This window comes from Rhodoblastus sp. (genome assembly GCF_041915505.1).
GTDB lineage: Bacteria > Pseudomonadota > Alphaproteobacteria > Rhizobiales > Beijerinckiaceae > Rhodoblastus.
In genome coordinates this window covers 1-15690 of sequence record NZ_JAYSBG010000007.1, presented here as the reverse complement: position 1 = coordinate 15690, position 15690 = coordinate 1, and the positions used below count along the sequence as shown (strand labels likewise).

The 15690-nt window shown below is 63.5% G+C and carries 27 protein-coding genes; 20 read left to right on the top strand and 7 right to left on the bottom strand.

Features of this window, described 5'->3' with window-relative positions; translation table 11 throughout:
- Window positions 1-132 precede the first annotated feature (132 nt).
- The 16 genes from nifA to ACE3S9_RS01135 all read left to right on the top strand — a co-directional run bounded on the left by nifA (window position 133) and on the right by ACE3S9_RS01135 (window position 10001).
- Window positions 133-1866, top strand: a complete 1734-nt coding sequence (nifA, locus tag ACE3S9_RS01210) for a nif-specific transcriptional activator NifA (RefSeq protein ID WP_374544596.1) — start codon at window positions 133-135, stop codon at window positions 1864-1866.
- A gap of 215 nt (window positions 1867-2081) precedes the next feature.
- Window positions 2082-2276 (top strand): 4Fe-4S dicluster domain-containing protein, encoded by a 195-nt coding sequence (locus tag ACE3S9_RS01205; protein WP_374544595.1) that lies wholly within the window; start codon window positions 2082-2084, stop codon window positions 2274-2276.
- Between the two features lie 157 nt (window positions 2277-2433).
- A complete protein-coding gene (gene nifT, locus ACE3S9_RS01200) occupies window positions 2434-2649 on the top strand; it encodes a putative nitrogen fixation protein NifT (protein ID WP_374544594.1) in 216 nt (71 codons plus the stop codon).
- Window positions 2650-2651: 2 nt separating this feature from the next.
- On the top strand, window positions 2652-3518 hold the full coding sequence (locus ACE3S9_RS01195) for an SIR2 family protein (protein WP_374544593.1): 867 nt from the start codon (window positions 2652-2654) through the stop codon (window positions 3516-3518).
- Window positions 3515-3769 (top strand): hypothetical protein, encoded by a 255-nt coding sequence (locus ACE3S9_RS01190; protein ID WP_374544592.1) that lies wholly within the window; start codon window positions 3515-3517, stop codon window positions 3767-3769. The genes ACE3S9_RS01195 and ACE3S9_RS01190 overlap by 4 nt, the downstream gene beginning before the upstream one ends.
- Before the next feature lie 71 nt (window positions 3770-3840).
- Window positions 3841-5364: a nitrogenase cofactor biosynthesis protein NifB gene (nifB, locus tag ACE3S9_RS01185; protein ID WP_374544617.1), complete on the top strand. Its 1524-nt coding sequence runs from the start codon at window positions 3841-3843 to the stop codon at window positions 5362-5364.
- Window positions 5365-5388: 24 nt separating this feature from the next.
- The gene (locus ACE3S9_RS01180) at window positions 5389-5607 is read left to right on the top strand and encodes a 4Fe-4S binding protein (protein WP_374544591.1); all 219 of its coding nucleotides are present in this window, start codon (window positions 5389-5391) and stop codon (window positions 5605-5607) included.
- A gap of 10 nt (window positions 5608-5617) precedes the next feature.
- Window positions 5618-5935, top strand: a complete 318-nt coding sequence (locus ACE3S9_RS01175) for a HesB/IscA family protein (RefSeq protein ID WP_374544590.1) — start codon at window positions 5618-5620, stop codon at window positions 5933-5935.
- 22 nt (window positions 5936-5957) lie between these two features.
- Complete coding sequence (locus ACE3S9_RS01170) at window positions 5958-6509, top strand: hypothetical protein (RefSeq protein ID WP_374544589.1); 552 nt, start codon at window positions 5958-5960, stop codon at window positions 6507-6509.
- Window positions 6502-7281, top strand: coding sequence for a 4Fe4S-binding leucine-rich repeat protein (locus ACE3S9_RS01165; RefSeq protein WP_374544588.1), 780 nt, complete (start codon window positions 6502-6504; stop codon window positions 7279-7281). The genes ACE3S9_RS01170 and ACE3S9_RS01165 overlap by 8 nt, the downstream gene beginning before the upstream one ends.
- Window positions 7278-7595 (top strand): nitrogen fixation protein NifZ, encoded by a 318-nt coding sequence (locus ACE3S9_RS01160; protein WP_374544587.1) that lies wholly within the window; start codon window positions 7278-7280, stop codon window positions 7593-7595. Before ACE3S9_RS01165 ends, ACE3S9_RS01160 begins: the two co-directional genes overlap by 4 nt.
- Complete coding sequence (locus tag ACE3S9_RS01155; RefSeq protein ID WP_374544586.1) at window positions 7592-7831, top strand: nitrogen fixation protein NifZ; 240 nt, start codon at window positions 7592-7594, stop codon at window positions 7829-7831. Before ACE3S9_RS01160 ends, ACE3S9_RS01155 begins: the two co-directional genes overlap by 4 nt.
- Window positions 7832-7858: 27 nt before the next feature.
- Window positions 7859-8128, top strand: a complete 270-nt coding sequence (locus ACE3S9_RS01150) for a hypothetical protein (RefSeq protein WP_374544585.1) — start codon at window positions 7859-7861, stop codon at window positions 8126-8128.
- Entirely contained in the window at window positions 8125-9315 is a 1191-nt protein-coding gene (locus ACE3S9_RS01145; protein WP_374544584.1) for a DegT/DnrJ/EryC1/StrS family aminotransferase, read from the top strand. The genes ACE3S9_RS01150 and ACE3S9_RS01145 overlap by 4 nt, the downstream gene beginning before the upstream one ends.
- 38 nt (window positions 9316-9353) lie before the next feature.
- Window positions 9354-9653, top strand: coding sequence for a 2Fe-2S iron-sulfur cluster-binding protein (locus ACE3S9_RS01140; protein WP_374544583.1), 300 nt, complete (start codon window positions 9354-9356; stop codon window positions 9651-9653).
- A 132-nt stretch (window positions 9654-9785) separates the two neighbouring features.
- Window positions 9786-10001, top strand: coding sequence for a hypothetical protein (locus ACE3S9_RS01135; RefSeq protein ID WP_374544582.1), 216 nt, complete (start codon window positions 9786-9788; stop codon window positions 9999-10001).
- 75 nt (window positions 10002-10076) lie between these two features.
- Here the strand turns inward: ACE3S9_RS01135 and ACE3S9_RS01130 are convergent, their stop codons facing one another.
- Window positions 10077-10505: a SufE family protein gene (locus tag ACE3S9_RS01130; RefSeq protein ID WP_374544581.1), complete on the bottom strand. Its 429-nt coding sequence runs from the start codon at window positions 10503-10505 to the stop codon at window positions 10077-10079.
- Between the two features lie 124 nt (window positions 10506-10629).
- Window positions 10630-11274 carry a glutathione S-transferase family protein gene (locus ACE3S9_RS01125; RefSeq protein WP_374544616.1) on the bottom strand — a complete coding sequence of 215 codons (645 nt, stop codon included), beginning with the start codon at window positions 11272-11274 and terminating at the stop codon, window positions 10630-10632.
- 82 nt (window positions 11275-11356) lie between these two features.
- Between ACE3S9_RS01125 and ACE3S9_RS01120 the strand changes: the two genes are divergently transcribed.
- The 4 genes from ACE3S9_RS01120 to ACE3S9_RS01105 are packed head-to-tail and all read left to right on the top strand — an operon-like array spanning window position 11357 to window position 12676.
- Window positions 11357-11821, top strand: coding sequence for a Rieske (2Fe-2S) protein (locus ACE3S9_RS01120; RefSeq protein ID WP_374544580.1), 465 nt, complete (start codon window positions 11357-11359; stop codon window positions 11819-11821).
- A 2-nt stretch (window positions 11822-11823) separates the two neighbouring features.
- On the top strand, window positions 11824-12114 hold the full coding sequence (locus ACE3S9_RS01115; RefSeq protein ID WP_374544579.1) for a DUF6156 family protein: 291 nt from the start codon (window positions 11824-11826) through the stop codon (window positions 12112-12114).
- Entirely contained in the window at window positions 12111-12278 is a 168-nt protein-coding gene (locus tag ACE3S9_RS01110) for a hypothetical protein (protein ID WP_374544578.1), read from the top strand. Before ACE3S9_RS01115 ends, ACE3S9_RS01110 begins: the two co-directional genes overlap by 4 nt.
- A 29-nt stretch (window positions 12279-12307) precedes the next feature.
- The gene (locus ACE3S9_RS01105; RefSeq protein WP_374544615.1) at window positions 12308-12676 is read left to right on the top strand and encodes a group II truncated hemoglobin; all 369 of its coding nucleotides are present in this window, start codon (window positions 12308-12310) and stop codon (window positions 12674-12676) included.
- A gap of 6 nt (window positions 12677-12682) precedes the next feature.
- Here the strand turns inward: ACE3S9_RS01105 and ACE3S9_RS01100 are convergent, their stop codons facing one another.
- The 5 genes from ACE3S9_RS01100 to ACE3S9_RS01080 all read right to left on the bottom strand — a co-directional run.
- Window positions 12683-12922: a hypothetical protein gene (locus tag ACE3S9_RS01100; RefSeq protein WP_374544577.1), complete on the bottom strand. Its 240-nt coding sequence runs from the start codon at window positions 12920-12922 to the stop codon at window positions 12683-12685.
- A gap of 21 nt (window positions 12923-12943) precedes the next feature.
- Window positions 12944-13183 (bottom strand): hypothetical protein, encoded by a 240-nt coding sequence (locus ACE3S9_RS01095; RefSeq protein ID WP_374544576.1) that lies wholly within the window; start codon window positions 13181-13183, stop codon window positions 12944-12946.
- 9 nt (window positions 13184-13192) lie between these two features.
- A complete protein-coding gene (gene nifV / locus ACE3S9_RS01090; protein WP_374544575.1) occupies window positions 13193-14350 on the bottom strand; it encodes a homocitrate synthase in 1158 nt (385 codons plus the stop codon).
- A gap of 7 nt (window positions 14351-14357) precedes the next feature.
- Complete coding sequence (nifS, locus tag ACE3S9_RS01085) at window positions 14358-15542, bottom strand: cysteine desulfurase NifS (protein WP_374544574.1); 1185 nt, start codon at window positions 15540-15542, stop codon at window positions 14358-14360.
- Window positions 15543-15570: 28 nt separating this feature from the next.
- Window positions 15571-15690, bottom strand: a 120-nt coding sequence (locus ACE3S9_RS01080) for a HesB/IscA family protein (RefSeq protein ID WP_374544614.1), incomplete at its 5' end; no start/stop codon positions are given.

The window sequence follows — 15690 nt, the reverse complement described above, 5'->3', positions numbered from 1 at the left end:
GGAGCCTGGAGACGGGAATGGATCGTGTTCGCCTTCTTGCGCGTGACGGAAAACGTCTTGCCGCTTCCGCGGCGCGACGCTTCCCGGCGCGCATCGAGGGCGACGCCTCCGCCGGCCGGGAGCTGTTCCGCCATGGCTAGTCCGGAGGGGGAAAGTCTGGTTCCGCCGATGCCGGCGCTATCGTGCCGCGCGGATGTCGCCTTGCGCGGGATCTACGAAATTTCCAAGGTCCTTTCCGCGCCGGGGCGTCTCGACGAGGTGTTGTCGCAGGTGCTCGACCTGCTGGCGAGCTTTGTCGATACGCGGCGCGCGACCGTCGCGCTGATCGACGAGAAGGGCGGCGCGCGCACCGTGGCCGCCCATGGCGCTTTTGCCGCGCCGGCGACCGGCGTCGTCCTGCCGGAGCGGGCGGTCGGCCGCGTTGTCACCAGCAAGGCGCCGGTCATTGTCGACAATGTTGAAAGCGACCCGGATTTTTCCGCCTGGCCCGCAGATGGAGACGGCGACGCGACGGCGCGCGCGGTGATCGCCGCGCCCATTCTCGATCGCGGCGACGCGATCGGCGTGCTGGCGATCGACCGCCCCTCCGACGGCAGCCATCGCGCGGCGACCGATTCCGACGCGCGCTTTCTCGGCATGATCGCCAATATGATCGGCCAGACGCTGCATCTCTATGATATCGTCTCGCGCGACCGCGAAAGGCTGATGGAGGATCAACGCCGGCTGGAGAAGGAATCGCCGCGCCGGGCCGAAATGAGCGGCGAACAGGCGCTGATCGGCATTGTCGGCGCCAGCCGCGCGATCCGCGCTGTTTTCGAACAAATCAATGTTGTCGCCCGCACGCACACCACCGTCCTGCTGCGCGGCGAATCCGGCACCGGCAAGGAATTGTTCGCGCGCGCCGCGCATGATCTGTCGCCGCGCAAGGACGGTCCTTTCATTCGGCTGAATTGTGCGGCTCTGCCGGAATCCATGCTCGAATCCGAATTGTTCGGCCATGAGAAGGGCTCCTTCACCGGCGCTGTCGGACAGCGCAAGGGGCGGTTCGAACTGGCCCACAAGGGCTCGCTTTTCCTGGACGAGATTGGCGAGATTTCGCCGGCCTTCCAGGCCAAGCTGCTGCGCGTGCTGCAGGAGGGCGAATTCGAGCGCGTCGGCGGCTCGCAGACCGTCAAGGTGGATGTGCGCTTCGTCTTCGCCACCAACAAGAATCTCGAAGCGGCGGTGGAGCGCGGCGATTTCCGCGCCGACCTCTATTATCGCATCAATGTCGTCTCGATCATGCTGCCGCCCCTGCGCGAGCGCCCCGAGGACGTCGCGCTGCTGGCGCAGGAATTCATGCGTCGCTTCAACGAGGAGAACGGCACGCGCAAGCGCCTCACCCAGGCGGCCTTGCGGCTGCTGCAAGGCTGCAATTTCCCGGGCAATGTGCGCGAACTGGAAAATTGCGTGCGGCGCACGGCGACCTTGTCGCGCGACGATTCTTTGGCCGAAGGCGATTTCGCCTGCACGCATGGCGCCTGTTTGTCCTCGACCTTGTGGAAGGATTTTTCACCCGCGCCGGCGGTCACGCGGCGGGCGTCCGTCGAGGTCGACGAGACGGGGCAGATCGAAGCGGGCGCCGGCCGGCGCGCGGCGATCGCGGCATCGGCGCATTCCGACCGACTGCGTTCCGACAATGCGCGCGTCCGCGCCGACAGCCGCATGAATGGCGCCGGTGGGGGAACGCCCGATCGCGACAGCCTGATCGTTGCGATGGAAAAGGCCGGCTGGGTTCAGGCCAAGGCGGCGCGCCTGCTGAATCTGACGCCGCGCCAGATCGCCTATGCTTTGTCGAAATATCACATTTCAATCAAGAAATTCTGACGGCGCCCGCAGGTTCGGGCGGCCGTGTCGCAATATCAACGCATGCGTTGCGAACCCTCCAAAGCGTCGCGGCGGCGGCGAAAAAGCGAGCCTTTTGACGCTGGCACAAGCCTTGCTCCGATTGGAGCGACGTTCGATCGCGAAAAGGTCCGTTCACCCAAACGACAAACGCGCCAATCCACACCTCGAACGCGCGCCAATTGAGGAGAGTTTCGATGAGCTACAAGATCATCGCTTCGCAGTGCACCGGCTGCAGCCTGTGCGAATTTGAATGCCCGAACGCGGCGATTTCGATGAAGGGCGACACTTTCGTGATCGACCCCAAGAAATGCACTGAATGCGAAGGCAGCTTCGATCATCCGAAATGCGACGAGGTTTGCCCGGTTCCCGGCACCTGCGTGAAGGCCTGAATCCGGCGGCGCGGGGCGGGCCTTCGGCTCGGCCCCGCGCCGCTGATCGCGCCGGCGCGATTGCCGGCGCGCACCCGTCGACCCGGCAGGCGATCCGTGCCCGGATTCCTTGCCGAGACTTCAAGCCGACGACCGGCGCCATCGAAGGAAATTACATATGAAGGTCATGATCCGACGCTCCGATGACATCGGGCTCTCGATCTATGTTCCGAAGAAGGACCTCGAAGAGCCGATCGTCGAGACGGAATTCGAGACGCTTTGGGGCGGCTGGATCAAGATCGCCAACGGCTGGGTGCTCGAACTGCCGGAAATGGCGGCCGACACGCGCCTGCCGATCACCGTCAACGCCAAGAAGCGCGGCGAGGAGGATTGAGCATGAACGCGGCGATTCTCGACCAGGACCTGTTGCAGCCCCAGGATGCGGAAAAGCTTGTCGGCGATATCGCGCGACGGCTGCGCGCGGGCCAGATCGTTCCCTATATCGGCCCCGGCCTGGCGCAATTGTCGTCTCCCTCGATTCCACTGACGCCCGAGGACCTCGCCGCCTTTTTCGGGACCAAGGTGGCCCTGCCGCGCCGCGCCAAGGGCAATGCCTGGACGGCGGCCCAGCATATCGAAAGCTTCAAGCATCGCGCCACGGTGACGGCGCTGATGTCGGAGGCTTTTGCCGCGCCGGTCGCGCCGACGCCGCTGCATGTTTTTCTGGCCTCGCTGCCGCTGCCGCTGATCGTCGACACCTGGTATGACGCAGCCTTCCGCGATGCGCTGGCGTCCCGGAAAGACTGGGGCGAAATCCAGGGCAACACCCGTGCCGGAATTGGCGAGGATCGCTGGTATCGTTTCCACGACGCCGTCGGCGCCGAAGCGAGCCGCGCCGATGCGGAAGGCTGGAAGACCATTCTGTACAAGCCGCATGGCGGCGTCGCGCCGGCCAAGAACTTCCTGATCTCCGATGCGGACTATGTCGAGGTTCTCACCGAGATCGACATTCAGACGCCGATTCCGGATGTGGTCAAGGATCGCCGCACCGAGCGCACCTTCCTATTCCTCGGCTGCCGGTTCCACGACCAGATGCTGCGCACCTATGCGCGGCAGATCACCAAGCGTTCCGCCGCGCCGCATTACGCTGTGATCGATACGGAAAAGCTGACTCTGAATGAGCGCCGTTTCTTCGCCTCCGAGGGCATCATCCCGATCGCTCTGCCGCTGCAGCGCGTCTGCGAATTGTTGATCGCCGGATGAGCGCAGCGCCGCACACAACGTCGGAAAGGGGGCCGCTTGCGGCTCCCTTTGTCTTTGCGCGCGCTCAAAAAATCACGTTGTCAGCTTTGCAACAGGTCGAAAAAACCCCGAAACCGCTGTGCGCAAGCCGACAGGCGGAAATGATCTGTGGCTATATCACGTTGAAAAACAACGATAAACAGGCGGGTCGTGGTTCTGGCATATGCGTTGCTACCTTTAGCGCAGGGCAAAGCTTTGAGGGCTTGAGCTGAAAGCTGAGAGAGGGTCGGACATGGAGTCTACGGGACATCTTGAATCGGGCGCGTCCGGCGCCAACGTCGATATGGACGCCGTCATGCAACAGGTCGCCGAGCACAAGGGCTGCGGCACCTCGGGCGGCAGCGGCAAGGCGAGCTGCGGCTCGGGCGCTGGCGAAAACGATCTGCCGCAGGAGATCTGGGACAAGGTCAAGAACCATCCCTGCTACAGCGAAGAGGCGCATCACCATTATGCGCGCATGCATGTCGCCGTGGCGCCGGCCTGCAACATCCAGTGCAATTACTGCAATCGCAAATATGATTGCGCCAATGAATCGCGTCCGGGCGTCGTCTCCGAAAAGCTGACGCCGGAACAGGCCGCGAAGAAGGTGCTGGCGGTGGCCTCCACCATCCCGCAGATGACCGTGCTCGGCATTGCGGGCCCCGGCGATCCGCTGGCCAATCCGGCCAAGACGTTCAAGACCTTCGAACTGATCTCGAAGACCGCGCCGGACATCAAGCTCTGTCTGTCCACCAATGGTCTGGCGCTGCCCGACCATGTCGACACGATCGCCAGTTACAATGTCGATCACGTCACGATCACGATCAACATGATCGATCCGGAAGTGGGCGCGAAGATCTATCCGTGGATCTTCTGGAAGCACAAGCGCGTCGAGGGCATCGAAGCGGCGCGCATCCTCACCGAGCGGCAATTGCAAGGCCTCGAAATGCTGACCGAGCGCGGCATTCTCTGCAAGGTCAATTCGGTGATGATCCCCGGCGTCAATGACAAGCATCTCGTCGAGGTCAACAAGGCGGTGAAGTCGCGCGGCGCCTTCCTGCACAACATCATGCCGCTGATCTCCGCGCCCGAGCACGGCACGGTGTTCGGCCTCACCGGCCAGCGCGGCCCGTCCGCTCAGGAGCTGAAGGCGCTGCAGGATTCCTGCGAAGGCGAGATGAACATGATGCGGCATTGCCGCCAGTGTCGCGCCGACGCCGTGGGCCTGCTGGGCGAGGACCGCTCGGAGGAATTCACCACCGACAAGATCATGGCGATGGAGGTGAATTACGACATGGAAGGCCGCAAGGCCTACCAGGTCGCCGTCGAGGAAGAGCGTCAGGCCAAGGTCGCGGCCAGGCAGGAAGAGCTCGCGACGCTGGCCGGCGAAGCCAGCGACATCAAGATCCTGGCCGCCGTCGCGACCAAGGGTTCGGGCCTGATCAACGAACACTTTGGTCACGCCAAGGAGTTCCAGATTTACGAACTCTCGACCTCGGGCGCGAAATTCGTCGGCCACCGTCGCGTCGACCTCTATTGCCAGGGCGGCTATGGCGACGAGGACTCGCTCGAAACGGTGATCCGCGCGATCAACGACTGCCATGCGGTCTTCGTCGCCAAGATCGGCGGCTGTCCGAAGGGCGACCTCGCCAAGGCCGGCATCGAAGCCGTGGACGAATATGCCCACGAGTTCATCGAGAAATCGGCGATCGGCTGGTTCAAGGCCTATCTCGAAAAGGTCAAGACCGGCGAGATCGTTCATGAATCGCGCGGTGATGCGGAGATCCGTCAGGGCGCCCTGATCGCGACCGCCGCCGCAGCCGAATGATCGTCGAAACGCGAGGACTGAACCATGACGTATAAAATCGTCGCTTCGCAATGCACGAGCTGTTCGGCCTGCGAGGCGGAATGCCCCAACATGGCCATTTCGGAGAAGGGTGGAACTTTCATCATCGATCCGACGAAATGCACCGAGTGCATCGGCCATTTCGACACGCCGCAATGCGTTGCGGTCTGCCCCGTCGACGACACGTGCGTCATCGACAAGAACTATCCGCGTTACCAGGCATAGAGAGGTTCGCATGAATTTTGAGATCACCCCCAAGGCCGCGAAATTCATGCGGATGATGGTGATGGCGGATGGTGGTCCGGGAGCCGGTTTCCGGCTCTCGGTCAGCCCCGGCGGCTGTTCGGGCCTGGCGGCGGATATTTCCGTGCTGGCCGAGCCGGCGCCAGGCGACGCGGTGGTCGATCATTCGGGCGTGAAGCTGTTCCTGCCGGCGGAAAGCCGCCTGCTGCTGCAGAACGTCACGATCGACTTCGCGGAATCGGCGACCAACACGGGCCTGGTGTTCTACGATCCCAAGGCCCCGGCCACCTGCGGCAGCAACGCGCGCTGACATCGCGCGACGCGTCTGTGCGATGGCCACGGTCCAACCAAAAAGCGGGGAGCCCTCGTCGTTCGGCGATGACTCCCTGCTTTCGCATCCCCTGTTCGGCGGCGGCCTGCCGCCGCTCGCGGAGCAGCATCTTTCGGCGGCCGGGCTGCATTATTCCAGCGACGGCCTTGCCGAATATCATCTGAATGAAGCGCAGAAACGCGCGCCCAATCATTTCGCGGTGCTGATCGGATTCTACCGCTATTACTTTTACAAAGGCCGCCTGCAAGAGGCGGTCGCCATTTCCAAGATCTGCATGGCCAAGGCGGCGCGGGAGAAGAATTTCGCGACCGATTGGCGCGCGGTCGAAACCGGTGATGCGGCTTTTGGCGATTACGACGACGTCATCGCGCGCTTTTTCATGTTCTGCCTCAAGGGCTACGCCTATCTCCACCTGCGTCTTGGCGACATGGTGGAAGGGCGCGCCGCGCTCGAAAAACTGATCCAGCTCGACGCGACCGACAAGATCAATGCGCGTCTGCTGTTCGACATTCTCGAACGCCAGCACGAGTACGACGAGGCCGACGATGAATGACGACAACGACATCACGGAAGCCATTGATTGGCAGGGTAATCCGGTTGATTGCGCAAAATGTGCGCATGCCGACATGCTCGCGGCGGGACGTTGTCGGTTTTCGCACGCATGCGTCAACGATCGCTACGCGCGGCGCATCGACCGCTTCTTCAACTGGAACCCCGACCTCGCTAATCGCTATATCGCGCATCCGCATTTCGAGGTGCGGGCGATCGCGGCGAAACATGCGGCTGTGTTCCTGCTGCCGCCCTTGCTCGACGATCCGGAAGAAACCGTGCGCTGGAATGTCGCGCGGCGCCTTCCGAAGAAACACGTTCTGAAATTGCGCAACGATCCGCATCGCGAAGTGCGCATCCGCATCGTCACTCTGCTCGACGATTCCGATCTGGTCCCGATGTTGCAGGACCCCGATTATTACGTCCGTCTTTCCATCGCGCGGCGTCTGCAGCCGGAGCTTCTGGAATGGATGCTGCATGATGAGGAGGCGGAAGTGCGCCGCGTCGTCGCGCAGCGTGTTCCAGACGACATGCTGATGCGCATGGCGGGCGATCCCGAGCCGCGCGTGCGGCTGGAAATCGTGCAGCGGCTGGCGAGCGAAAAGCTCGTCGAGATGCGCGCTGATCCGGACTGGCGCATTCGCCACGAAGTGGCGAGCCGCATCGCGCCGGACGCGCTCGGCGCGCTGGTCGAGGACGAGGACGAATTGGTGCGGGAAACCGCCCGCGCGCGCGCTATGGGCGGCGACAAGCGAAGGAAGGAGGGGCCGTTATGAGCAATATCGTTCGTGACAGCGAAGTGGTGGAACTGGACGCGCCACCTTATTTCACCTTTGGCGAAAAGGTCTTGGCCAAGCGGACCGTGCGCAACGACGGCACCTATGCCGGCAAGGAAATTGGCGAGGTTCTCTGCCGCAAGGGCGAGGCCGGCTATGTCGTCAGCATCGGCACCTTCCTGCAGCAATTCTACATCTACGGTGTCGAATTCACCGAGAGCGGCCATCGTGTCGGCATGAAGCGCAAGGAGCTGGAGCTGGCCGTTGCGCGCGACGAGCTGGAAATTCCCCTGCCGGCGGAGCTGCCCGCATGATCGATCCGCGTCTGCCGAAATATCAATGGGGCCAGCGCGTGCGCTGTCTGATCGATCTGGTCAATGACGGCTCCTATCCCAACGCCGCCGAGGACGCCGTACTGGCGGCGGCGGGCGCTGTCGGCGAGATCGTCCAGGTGGGTTCGCATGTCGATTCCAACACGCCGGTCTATATCGTCGAGTTCGAGGAAAAATACGTGATCGGCTGTCTCGAGGAAGAGATCGAGCTGGCCTGAGCAAATGCAGCGGTGAGAGGGCGAGTCATGGCGATCCAGGCGGAAGAATTGCTGGAAATCGAAACGCTGCTGACCGGTACGGCGGCCGACCCGTCGGTGCTGACGGCGCTGCGGTTGAAATTTCCGCATCTGAAATGGTCGCGTTGCGAGGCGTCGGACGTGCTGGAAGAGCCTTATCGCTCGTTTCCCTCCTACGACCTTCATCTGATGGACGCCAGTAGTCATTGCCCGATCGTCGTCGCTGATCCGGCCGCCGCGAATGGCGCCATTCTCGCGGCGCGGAGCGCGGCGAAATGACCGAGCCGGCGCTGGAGCAAGAGGACTACGAGGACGACGTCGAGGCCGTCTTCATCCCGCTGTCCGATCCCGACATGACCATGCAGGAACTGGAGGCGGTCGATTCCGTGCTGCGTTCGGCGCGGCTGTCGAACGGTCCTGTGGTCGAGGAATTCGAGAAGGAATTCGCATCTTATCTCGGCCGGCGCTACGCCTTGGCGGTCCCCAGCGGGACGATCGGGCTGCATCTCATTCTCGCCGCCAAGGGCATTGGCCCCGGCGACGAGGTGATCGCGCCGAGCTTCTGCTTCCGCGAGACCGCGCAGGCCATAGCCGCCATCGGCGCGACGCCGGTTTTCGCCGATATCGATTACTGGTCCGGCGCGATGGTGGCGTCCAAGGCGGAAGCGAAGATCACGCCCAACACCAAGGCCATTCTCGCCGCCAATCCCAACGGCCATCCGGCCGACTGGAGCAGCCTGCGCGAACTCGCCGACAAGGCCGGCGTGGCGCTGATCGAGGATTCCAGCGAGGCGATCGGCTCGCGCTACAAGGACGCTCTGGTCGGGACTTTCGGCGACGCCGCTATTTTCGATTTCGCGCAGCCGTCCGCGCTGACCTGCGGCGAAGGCGGCATGATCGTCACCGACGATCCCGATCTCGCCATGGCGGTCAAGCGCCGCCGCGCCCATGCGCTGGAGGAGCGCGGATCGGTCGCGGTCACCACCTCGCCGGCGATCCACGCGCAGATCAGCGACATTTCCGCCGCGCTCGGTCTGGCGCAATTGCGCCGGCTCGACGAAATCCTCGAAAAGCGCCGCACCATCGAACATCTCTACGGCAAATATGTTCAGTCCTTCGAGGGCATCAAGCCGCCCTATATCGGGCCGGACGTCACCGAGGTTCATTGGTTCCTCTACGTCGTCCACCTTGGCACGCGGTTTTCGAAATCGAGCCGCGACGCCATTGTCGAGGATCTCGCCACCGAAAGGGTCGAGGCGGCGGCCTATAGCAATCCGCTGCATTTGCAGCGCCATTACGTCGATCGCGGCTGGCGGCGCGGCGATCTCTTCGTCACCGAAAAGGTCGCGGACCGTGCAGTGGCGCTGCCGTTCCACTGCCACCTCACCGAAGAGCAGATCGAATTCATCGTCGCGACCATGAAGGACGCGTCGGTCAATGTGGGCGCCGGCGCGGCGATCTATTGAGACGCCCGGCCTAATCAGAAGCAAGAGAGGGAAACATCATGTCTTTGGTCACTCTGGCGCCTTCGGGCAAGTCGATCGACGTTGTGGAAGGCACGACGCTGCTGGCGGCTATCCTTCAGGCGGATCCGGATTTCCCGCATAAATGCGACGGCAACGCCAAATGCGGCTCGTGCCATATTTTCGTTCTCGAAGGCCGCAAGGGCGTCAGCAAGACCACCCGCGAGGAGAACGAGAAGCTCGACAGCATTGTCGGCGTCGGCTCCAAGTCGCGCCTGGCTTGCCAGGCCAAGGTGCTCGGCACCGAAAACATCAAGGTCGAAATTCTGACCTTCGTCTGAAGACGCATCGCCCCGGAGAGAGGGCCGGGGCGATCAAACCGCACGACGCAAAAAATTGCGCGGCATAAACGTGTGCGGGCGGCAGCTTGCTGTCGCCTGGCGCGTAAACCTCAGGGAAAAGGAGAGTGTGAGATGGCGCCTTCCGAAATCGTGATTCACGCGCGTTACGCCCCCGACGGCACCTGCATGGAAATCGGCGAACGCCCGACTTCCGTCACGCCGCAGGCCTGGTTCAAATATCTTTACGAAAACGCCGGCGACACCGCCCAGCCGCTCGCCGGCGGCCGTCTGATCTTCCGCGTTCCCGCGGCGGATCTGGAAAGGCATCAGGCGGCGGCGTCCGCCTGATTTTTCCACCAGCAAAAGCAAACCCGCCGGGCGTGAGCGCCGGCGGGTTTTCTTTTTGCAGACCCTTGGGATCAATCAGGCTACTGCGACGAGCGCATTGGCCGCATCGCGCTTGATGCGCTCGACCATCGAGCGTAGGCCGTTCGAGCGCTGCGGGGTCAGATGCTGCTCGAAGCCTAGACCACGGAACAGCGCCTGGGCGTCGGCGCCGATAATGTCCTTGGCGCTGCGGCCGGAAAAGAACGTCAAGGTCAGCGCGACCAGACCGCGCACGATATGGGCGTCGCTGTCGCCGAGAAAATGCAGCACGGGCTCGCCGTCCGGGCCACGCTCGACCTTGGTCAGCAGCCAGACCTGGCTGGCGCAGCCGCGCACCTTGTTGTCGTCATTATGCGCTTCCTCGGGCAATGGCTCCAGCGTGCGGCCAAGCTCGATCAGATAGCGATAGCGATCGTCCCACTCGTCGAGGAATTCGAAATTTTCGATGATTTCGTCGATGGTCATCCTGAACCCTTTCGATCCGCTCGCGCCATGCAATGCAAGAAACGCGCATCTCCATGCGCTCGGCGCGGCGGACGATCCGTCAAAGACTAAATGGCGCCGTGTCGCTGTTGCGACAAGAGTTCTGTCACACTTCAGCCCTTTGGCCCAGCTTTTCGGGCCGGTAGCCCTCCTCGCGCAACACGCGCGACACGGCGGGGCGGCCCAGCATGGCGCGATAATGCCGCAAGACATGGGGCGGCAGGTCGATCTCGGTCTTGTCGGCCCAGAATTCGACATAGAACAGCACGGCGTCGGCCACGCTGTAGTCGCCCGCGACCCAGTCCTTGTCCTGCAGCGCTTTATTGACGATGGCAAAGGTCTTTTCCACCAGGATGCGGCCTTGCGCCTTGACGCTCTCGTGCAGCGTGGAATCCGGGCAGAAATTGCCGGTCGCGAAAATGCGGGCGAAGCCGTGGCCGTGGATCGAGCCGGCGACAAAGGCCATCATTTCCAGCGCGCGGGTCTCGTTCTCGACATCCTTGGGCCAGAGCCGGCCGCGTCCGCGCGCCTTGCCGAGCCAGAAGGCGATGGCCGGAACCTCGGTCAGGGCGGTTCCGTCCGGACGGACCAGAGCCGGAATATTGGCCTTGGGATTGATCGCAAGATAATCCGGCTTGAACTGGTCTCCGGCCGGCAGATTGACGATATGGGCCTCGAAAATCTCTTCCAGCTCTTCGAGAATGATGTGGATCGCGGTCGAGCAGGATCCGGGCGTCATGTAAAGTTTCATATTCATCGGCGGGCAAGGCTCCCATTGCGGCGCATGGCACGGTTCATGCAAAAATTGCTGCATTTCCGGATGCGAACAGGCCATGAGCGACACGACCGAAAGCCAGACGCCCGACGAAGTGTTCGCGATCTGCGCGATGGATGAGATCGCGCCCGGCGCGGCCAAGGCCTTCGATCTGGCCGAGGCCGACGGCGAGGGCGGCGCGAAGCCGTTCCGCATCGTCGTCGCGCGCGCCAAGGACGGCCAGTTTTTCTCCTATCGCAATGCCTGCCCGCATCAGGGCGTGTGGCTGAACATCGGCTCGGGCGGCTTTCTCGACGAGACGGGCGCGCTGATCAAATGCGGCCGCCACGGCGCCACTTTCGCCATCGAGACCGGCTATTGCAGCTCGGGCGCCTGCGAGGGCGCCTTCCTGCAGAAGGTCGATGTCGAGGCGCTCGAAGGCGACGTCTGTATCCGGGGCGTGACCCTGGTCGAGGAAGATCCGCCGTTGCGCCATGCCGACGACATGGACGAGACGATGGAAATCATGATCCATCCGGGCTGACCATGACCGACAACGAAGAAACCTGCCGCTATTTCCTCGCCACCTCCGGCGTCAAGCTGCCGCTCAAGCTCGTCAACGAGATCGAGCCGGACGCCTTGTCGAATCGCAACACCTATATCCGCGCCTTTTACGATGCGGCGGGCCTGCTGCTGCGTTTCGACAAAATGGTCTATGGCGATGTCGAACTGAGCCATCGCTACGATTACGACGCGGCCGGCGCGCTCCGTCGCGCGGAAATCATCATGCTTGACGAGGAGCCGACGATCCTCGAATTCAATGGCGCGCCGGCATGACGGTGCAGCAATTGCTCGACGCTCTGGCCAAAATGCCGCCCGAGGCCGTGGTGCTGATGGAAAGCGACGGCGGGCTATCGCTGGTGTCGGCGCTGGATTTCGTCGACAGCCAGGGCCCCGGCGCGCCGGCAGAGGTCATCCTGCTGCCGAATATGGAGGAATGATTTTGACGGAGACGGCGACGGAAGTGTCTATGTTCGAGCGGATCGGCGGCGAGGGCGCGATCGACCGGCTGGTGGACGCCTTCTACGACCACATGGACAGCCTGCCGGAAGCCAGGACGATCCGCGCCATGCATGGACCCGATCTCGGCGAAATCAGGCATGTTCTGAAGCGCTATCTCAGCGAATGGACTGGCGGCCCGAAGCTTTATTCGCCGGAAAAAGGCCACCCGCGCCTGCGCCAGCGGCATATGCCGTTCCCGATCGACAATGCGGCCCGCGACGCCTGGATGACCTGTATGCGCAAGGCTCTGGACGAAACCATCGGCGACACGCCGGCTCGCGCGGAGCTGGAAGAGAACATGCGCAAGCTGGCCGACTGGATGCGCAATTCCGAGTGACGGCGCTTAAAGCGGCGCGCCGAAAAAATCCTCTTCCACGCCGCCCGCGACGCGATGCAGCCCTAGGGCGTCGGCATAGGCGGCTTTTTCAGTCTCGTCGGCCTCTCTATAGGTCAGCTTGCCGCCGGGATTCGGCGTCAGCAGCCAGTCCTTCCCGTTGCGCATGAACCGTTGCAGGCCCTTCATGTCATTGGGGCGGACGACGCAGCGCGGCTTTTCGTCAACGAGAACGGTCATGGGGACCATGCGGGGCGCCTCCGGTTCGGTTCAATAGCCTTCCTTCGGGCTGCCCCAGGGATGCGAGCCGGGCACCAGCTTCGCCGTGATCCGCGCTTTGTCGAGATCGGCCTGATGGCGATAGAAGGTCGCCTCGTGGATGGTGACGCCGTTCTTGTTCTTGACCGCGACATAGCGCACGGGCAGGTCGACATCGCAGCTATAACCGCCGCCCGGATCGTCGGTCGTCCGCAGATCGCCGTTCCAGTCGACAAAAAATCCCACGCTCATGAAGGCTCCTCAAATGGTCTCGCGGTTTTCGCGCCGGACCAGCTCCTCGCGGGCCAATTGGCGGACGCGGGCGTCCGGCACCAAAGATTTGGTCAGTTTGGCCAGCGCCTTGACCCGCGCCAGCACCGCCGCGCCGACGCCGCCGTCAATGTCGAGCCCGGCGGCGGCGCAGACCGCGCGCACGGCGGCAAGGCCGGAATGTTTGCCGATCACCACCTTGTGGCGCCGTCCGAGCATGGCCGGATCGAGCCCCTGATAGGTGCGCACGTCGGAGAGCAGGCCCGCGACGTGAATGCCGGATTCATGGGTGAAAATATCCGCCCCGACGATCGGCTTGGCGCGGGCGATATTGTCGCGGGCGGCATGGGCGACGAGTCCGGCGAGACGCTCCAGCCGGGTCAGATCGACCCCGGTGCGGGCGTCGGCGGTGCGCAGCAGCGCGACGCAGACCTCCTCCAGCGGCGCGTTGCCGGCCCGCTCGCCCAGACCCAGCACGGTGACGCTGGCGTGGCTCGCCCCCGCGCGTAGCGCCGCCAGCGTATTGGCGGTGGCGAGTCCAAGGTCGTTATGGCCGTGGAACTCGACCGCCAGATCGGTCACTTCGCGCAATTGCTTGATATATTCGTAGGTCGAGAACGGATCGAGCAGGCCGAGCGTATCGGCGAAGCGGAAGCGGAACACGCCAAGTTTGGCCGCGGCCCCCGCGATCAGGCCGACGTCGCGCAGGTCGGCGCGCGAGCTGTCCTCGCCGCCGAGCGCCACTTCGAGCCCTTTTTCGCGGGCGTAGCCGACGACCCGCGTGACCCGCTCGGCGACCTCGTGCGGCTCCGCCTTCAGCTTGACCCGCATCTGCAGCCGCGACATCGGCGCGGAAATATTGACCGATTTGACGCCGGCGCGCAGCGCGGCGTCGACATCGGCCTCGTTCAGCCGGCACCAGGCGGTGACGCGCGGACCTTCAATGGCGCTGGCGATCGCCGCGATGGCTTCGACTTCCTCGTCGCCCATGGCGGGCGTGCCGGCTTCGATCTCATCCACCCCAGCCGCCGCCAGCTCGCGGGCGATGGCCAGCTTCTCCGGCAAGGTGAAAACCACGCCCGGCGCCTGTTCGCCGTCGCGCAGCGTCGTATCGTTGATCTGGACCTTGTGGCAGGCGATTCCGGACATTGCGGCCTCAGGCGACTTGCGGCGGGCGGACTTCCGCCCAGAGCGGCGATTTCTCGCGCGCATTGGCGACGATCTCGGGCAGGACCGCGAGAACCTTGCCGATATCTTCGCCGGCGGTTTCGCGCGAAAGCGAGAAGCGGATCGCGCCCTGCAAAGCATGCGGCGGGATGTTCAGCGCGCGCAGCACATGGCTCGGCTCCATCGAGCCCGAGGCGCAGGCGGAGCCGGACGAAGCGGCGACCCCGGCGCGGTCGAGCTTGTGCAGCACGGCTTCGCCATCGGCGTAATCGAAGGAAATGTTGAGCGTATTGGGCAGGCGCTCGCCGCCCGCGCCATTGACCCGCGCCAGCGGAATGGCGGCCAGCAACCCGCTCTCCAGCCGGTCGCGCAAGGCTTTCATGCGCGCAAAATCCTCGGCGAGATTTTGGCGGGCGAATTCGGCGGCGGCGCCGAGGCCGACAATGCCGGGCACATTTTCTGTGCCGGCGCGGCGGCCGCGCTCCTGCTTGCCGCCACGAAACAGCGGGCTGAGCTTGACGCCCTTGCGCACATAAAGCGCGCCAATGCCCTTGGGGCCGTGAATCTTGTGGCCCGACAGCGACAGCAGGTCGATCGCCGTGTCCTTGAGCGCCATGTCGATCTTGCCGAAGGCCTGCACCGCGTCGGTATGGAACAAGGCGCCGGCGGCCTTAGCGAGCGTGGCCAGTTCCGCGACCGGGAAGATTTTTCCGGTCTCGTTATTGGCCCACATGATCGAGACCAGCGCAGTCTTGTCGGACAAAGCCGCGCGATAGGCGTCGAGATCGAGCGCGCCGGCGCCGTCCACGCCGATATAATGGACCTTGGCGCGACCGGTGCGCTCCAGATTCTGGCAGACATTCAGCACGGCGGGATGTTCGACCGCGCTGGTGACGATTTCATTGCGCTCGGGCGCCGTCTCCAAAGCGGAGAAAATCGCCGTGGTGTCGGATTCCGTTCCGCCCGAGGTGAAGATCACCTCATGGTCGAACTCGGCGCCGAGCAGGGCCTGGACCTGTTTGCGCGCGTCTTTCAGCGCGGGGGCCACGGCGGCGCCGTAATCATGGGTCGAGGAGGCGTTGCCGAAGGATTCCGTGAAGAAGGGCAGCATCGTCTGCACGACGCGCGGATCGACGCGGGTGGTGGCGTTATTGTCGAGATAGACCACGGCCATGGCGCTTATCCTCCGGATTTACGGGAAATCAGGCGAAGGATTTGCCGCAGCCGCATTGCGTCGTGGCGTTCGGATTTTCGAACACGAAGCCGGATTTTTCCAGCGAGCTGACGAAATCGACCGTCATGCCCTTCACGAAGCCGAGCGA